This is a genomic window from Streptosporangium nondiastaticum (assembly GCF_003011965.1).
Classification (GTDB): Bacteria; Actinomycetota; Actinomycetes; order Streptomycetales; family Streptomycetaceae; genus Streptomyces; species Streptomyces nondiastaticus.
In genome coordinates this window covers 1-4,477 of record NZ_PXWG01000247.1, presented here as the reverse complement: position 1 = coordinate 4,477, position 4,477 = coordinate 1, and the positions used below count along the sequence as shown (strand labels likewise).

Here is a 4,477-nt window from a genome sequence, read left to right as displayed (position 1 = left end):
CGGCTGCTCCGCCACCGAGCCCGGCGACGGGCCGGACGACGACGCCGGCGGCACGCCCACCGCCCCGGCGGCGTCGGGAGAAGCCCGCCGGGCCGGCGGCCCGCACTGGCAGCCGCGGCCCGGGCTGCGCTGGCAGTGGCAGCTCGACGGCAAGGCCGACACGTCCGTCGACGTGCCCGTCTACGACATCGACGGCTTCGAGAACTCCGCCCGTACGGTCAAGGAGCTGCACGACCGCGGTGCCAAGGCGATCTGCTACGTCAACGCCGGGGCGTGGGAGGACTTCCGCACCGATCAGAAGGCGTTTCCCAAGCGGCTGCTGGGGGAGCGGAACAAGGGCTGGAAGGGCGAGCGGTGGCTGGACATCCGCCGCCTGGACGAGCTCCGGCCGATCATGGCGGCGCGCTTCGACATGTGCCGGGACAAGGGGTTCGACGCCGTCGAGCCGGACCTGACGGAGGGATACCGCAACAAGACCGGGTTCCCGCTGTCCGGGGAGGACCAGCTCGCGTTCAACCGGATGCTGGCCCGGCTCGCCCACGACCGGGGCATGGCCGTGGGCCTGAAGAACGACCTCGACCAGATCCCCGCCCTCGTGGGCGACTTCGACTTCGCGGTGAACGAGCAGTGCGCCGAGTTCGAGGAGTGCGAGAAGCTGACGCCGTTCGTCAGGCGCGGCAAGGCGGTCTTCCACGTGGAGTACGCGCTGGAGCCGGAGGAGTTCTGCGCGACGACGCAGCGGCTCGGTCTCAGCTCCATGCGCAAGAAGCTCGAACTGGACGCGTGGCGGGAGCCGTGCGGCTGAGCCCGGGCGCGGCTCAGACCTCGGCCACGTACACCCACCGGCCGTCCTCGCGGACGAAGCGGCTGTTCTCGTGCTGGGAGTCCGCCCGGCCGTGGGCCGTGTAGTGGGCGCGGAACTCGACCGTGCCCTCCTGGTGGAAGGGCGTGCCGTCCGTCGTGCCCAGGATCTCCAGCCGGGTCCAGTGCATGCCGGGGTCGAACTCCAGGCTGCCGGGCCGGGTGGTGGAGTGCCAGGTGCGCAGCAGGTAGGCGGCGTCCTGGACGGCGAAGGCGCTGTAGCGCGAGCGCATCAGCCGTTCGGCCGTCGAGGCGGTCCGCCGGCCGTCGTGCAGGGCGCCGCAGCAGTCGCCGTAGGAGGCGTCGAGCCCGCAGGGGCAGGGGGAGGCGGCGGTGACGGCCGGCCGGGGTGCGTGGTGTCTGGTTTTTCCGCTCACCCCACGATTGTGCCCGTTCTCCGGGCGGCCCCGGCCGCCGCCCCTGCGGGCGGCCGGGGCCGGCGGCCCGCAGGGCGGTGGTTCAGCCGGCGGTGGTTTCAGTCTGCGGCGGGGATGTAGGCGAGGCCGTGCGCGCCCGCCTCACCCTGCCGGGCGACCTCCAGGGTGGTGATCACGGCCATCCGCTCCAGGTCGACGACGGTCACCGTGCTGGACATGACGTTGGCGACGTAGCCCGTCCGGCCGTCCGGCGAGGAGGTGATGGTCAGCGGGAACCGGCCGACGGGCACCTGCCCGACGACCTCGTGGGAGCCGGGCGCGAAGACGGTGAGCACGCCGTCCGCCTGGGTGCCCAGCGCGCCGCCCTCCTCCTTCACGATGCGGAGCTCGCCGGCGAGGATCAGGCCGCCGGCCGTGGTGTGCACGGGGAAGACGATGCCCTCGGTGGGCAGCACGCGCACGACCTCGCCGGTCGCGGCCTCGATCACCCGGATGCCGGGCCGGGCGGCGGGCGCGGAGTGGAAGTCGCCCTTGGGGGCGGCGACGTAGACGAACTCACCGCCGGGGGAGACGTCCAGGCCTTCGCTGCCCGGCACGGGGACGCGCCCCGCGAACTCGTCCCGCTCCAGGTCCAGGACGGAGACGAAGCCCGCCTCCTTGTTGGTCGACCAGCCGCGGCGGCCGTCGGGGGAGATCGCGAACCAGTGCGGTCCGTCGGCCATCACCGGGATGCGCCCGACGCGCCGGCGGGTGTCCGCGTCCAGGATCACGACGCCGCCGGTCGTGTCGTCGGTGGACTCGACGCTCACGTACAGCCGGGAGCGCTCCCGGTCCAGGGCGAGGCCGTGCGGCCCGTGGTCGGGCCCGAGGCCGACGGTGTCGACGACCTTCCGGGTGTCGGGGTCGATGACGGTCAGCAGCCGCTCGCGGCCCTGGTGGGCGTGGTAGTAGCCGTGGACGTAAGTGCTCACGCAGTACAGCAGCCGGCGGTCGGGGTCGAAGCACAACTCGTGCGGCTCCGAGGGCATTTCGAGCACGTCGAGCACGTCGTGCGTGACGGCGTCGAAGAAGGTGACGGACGGGCCGGTCTGGCTGACGACGGCCAGCAGGCCGCCGCGGGAATCCGTGGTGGTGTTCATGGACCGCATCCTGGGCCGCCCCTCCCCGGGCGTTCCAATGCCGTACGGGCAAGGATGCCTTGTCCTGCGCGCATTCGTACTGCTCGGGGGCGCCGCGGGCGGCTGACGCCGTGTCGGGGGTCACACCGCTTCCGGCCCGGTGTTCCCGCCGTGTGACTCCGTAGGCGGCGCACTGCTGGCGGCCGTGCCCGGGCGCCGGAATCATCTGAACCCCCAGCCGTGCCCCCGGGAGGAGTCCCCCGTGCTCCACGCGTCCTCCGTGCTCCACACCCTCCGCGTGCGGCCGCCCCTCGTCGCGGCCCTCGCCTCCATGCTCCTGACGCTGTGCCCGCTGCCCGCCTCCGCGTCCGCCGCGCGCCACGCCCCCGCGGTGCCCCGCGACTACGACCGGACGAGATGCGGCAACACCACCGGACGGGTGCTGCTCACGCTCGACGACTGGTCCTACGACCGCGTCGAGCGGGCCGCGGAGGTGGGCGCGTACCTGCGGGGGAGGGGGGTCCGCGCGGCGTTCTTCCTCATCAACGAGCAGGCCTCGCAGCACCCGGAGGTGGCCAGGACCCTGCGCCGCCAGGGGCACTGGGTCGGCAACCACACCTGGTCCCACCCGCACCTGACGGGCCTGTCGGAGGAGGCCGCGCGCAAGGAGATCGACGAGGGCGTCAAGAGCTCGCTGTTCCGGCCCCCGTACGGGGACTACGGCCCCCGTGAGGAGCGGATCGCCGCGTCGCTGGGCGCCCGCGTGTGCACCTGGACGGTCGACACCCTCGACTGGGAGGGCGGGGACGGCCGCTTCCCCGACGTCGCCACGCTCCGCGCGAGGGTCCGCAACGCCCCCGCGGCGGACAAGCGCGGCGGCGTGATCCTCGGACACCTGTTCAGCCGCTTCCCGGACGCGCTGCCGGGCATCGTCGACGACCTGCGGGACCAGGGCTACTCCCTGTGCCGCAACACCGGCCGCACCACGCCGGTGATCAAGGACCCGCTGCGGTGCTGACCGGTCCGGCCGTGCGACGGGGTGTCGCCTTGAAGCTGACGTGACTTCACTTAATGTGAGGAAACACTATGATCAGCGCAATTGGCCCGAAGGTGCCCCGGTGGGCGTGGGCGTGAGCACGCCCGTCCGCAGGCTCCTGCGGCACGAGGGCGTGCCGGAGGCGGCCCGCCGCGCCCTGTGGGTGGTCGCGGCCGGCTGCCCGGGCTTCTACGTCTTCCAGTACGTCACCGGTGACTCCGTCATGGCCCTGTACGCCATGTTCGGGGCGCTTCCCCTGGCCATGTTCTGCCGCGTGCCCGGCCCCGCGCCGCAGCGGACCCGCACCCTGCTCGCCGCCCTGCCCGCCGGCTGGTTCCTCGTCACCGCGGGCACCCTGCTCGCCGTGAGCCCCTGGGCCGCGGCCGCGGGCATGTTCGCCGTCGGCTTCGCCGTCTCCTTCTGCGGCGTCGGCGGCCCGCGCCTGACCGGTCTCGCCATGGCCTTCCAGCTGTTCTACGTGCTGCCCTGCTTCCCGCCGTACGAGCCCGGCACCCTCGGCTCCCGGCTCGCCGGCCTGACCACCGGCATCCTCCTGACCGTCCTGGCCGAGCGGTTCCTGTGGCCCGAGCCCGACCCCGTCCCCTACCGCGCCGTCCTCGCCCGGGCGGCCGCCGCCGTCGCCGACTACACCAGCGCCACCGCCTACCACCTGGAGGCCGGCGGCGGCGCGCTGCCCGAACGGGAGGCGGCCGACCGCGCACTCGCCGCCGCCCGCCTCTCCCGCGTGCCCGTCACCGAGCGGCCCGCCTCGCCGTCCAGGCACGACCGGGCGGTCAACCACGCCCGCGCGGCCGTCCGCCACGTCCGCGACCAGCTCGACCGCCTCGCCGACTGCCCCGGCTCCCTGCCCGCCGACCCCGCCGCCGTCACCCTGCTCCGGCACACCGAGCTCTCCCTGCGGTCCGTCGCCGGCGCGCTGCGCACGGGCATCGCCGACCCCGGGGCTCCCGCGGAACGCCTCCGGCAAGGTGGTCAAGGGCGGACTGCGGCCGCCCGGCGGAACGAAGGGCCGGTGAAGGGGGATGATCAGGGGGAACGGCGGCGCGGCCCCCGGCGCCGTACGG

General features: G+C 74.0%; 5 protein-coding genes. 3 read left to right on the top strand and 2 right to left on the bottom strand.

What is annotated here, in order from left to right; all coding sequences use genetic code 11:
- A partial coding sequence (locus B7P34_RS35140) for an endo alpha-1,4 polygalactosaminidase (protein ID WP_223268568.1) occupies positions 1-805 on the top strand: 805 nt, incomplete at its 5' end.
- A gap of 13 nt (positions 806-818) precedes the next feature.
- Here the strand turns inward: B7P34_RS35140 and B7P34_RS35135 are convergent.
- Positions 819-1,238, bottom strand: coding sequence for a YchJ family protein (locus B7P34_RS35135; RefSeq protein ID WP_106682189.1), 420 nt, complete (start codon positions 1,236-1,238; stop codon positions 819-821).
- A gap of 98 nt (positions 1,239-1,336) precedes the next feature.
- Positions 1,337-2,377: a YncE family protein gene (locus B7P34_RS35130; RefSeq protein ID WP_106682188.1), complete on the bottom strand. Its 1,041-nt coding sequence runs from the start codon at positions 2,375-2,377 to the stop codon at positions 1,337-1,339.
- Between the two features lie 241 nt (positions 2,378-2,618).
- Here B7P34_RS35130 and B7P34_RS35125 point away from each other — a divergent pair, with 241 nt between their 5' ends.
- Together B7P34_RS35125 and B7P34_RS35120 are read left to right on the top strand one after the other, a co-directional pair.
- The gene (locus B7P34_RS35125) at positions 2,619-3,374 is read left to right on the top strand and encodes a polysaccharide deacetylase family protein (RefSeq protein WP_106682187.1); all 756 of its coding nucleotides are present in this window, start codon (positions 2,619-2,621) and stop codon (positions 3,372-3,374) included.
- A gap of 106 nt (positions 3,375-3,480) precedes the next feature.
- On the top strand, positions 3,481-4,477 hold a 997-nt coding region (locus B7P34_RS35120), incomplete at its 3' end, for a sugar porter family MFS transporter (protein WP_146167024.1).

Excerpts from the sequence above, each read along its gene's own strand:
- B7P34_RS35130 (WP_106682188.1), bottom strand. The coding sequence starts at position 2,377 with ATGAACACCACCACGGATTCCCGCGGCGGCCTGCTGGCCGTCGTCAGC.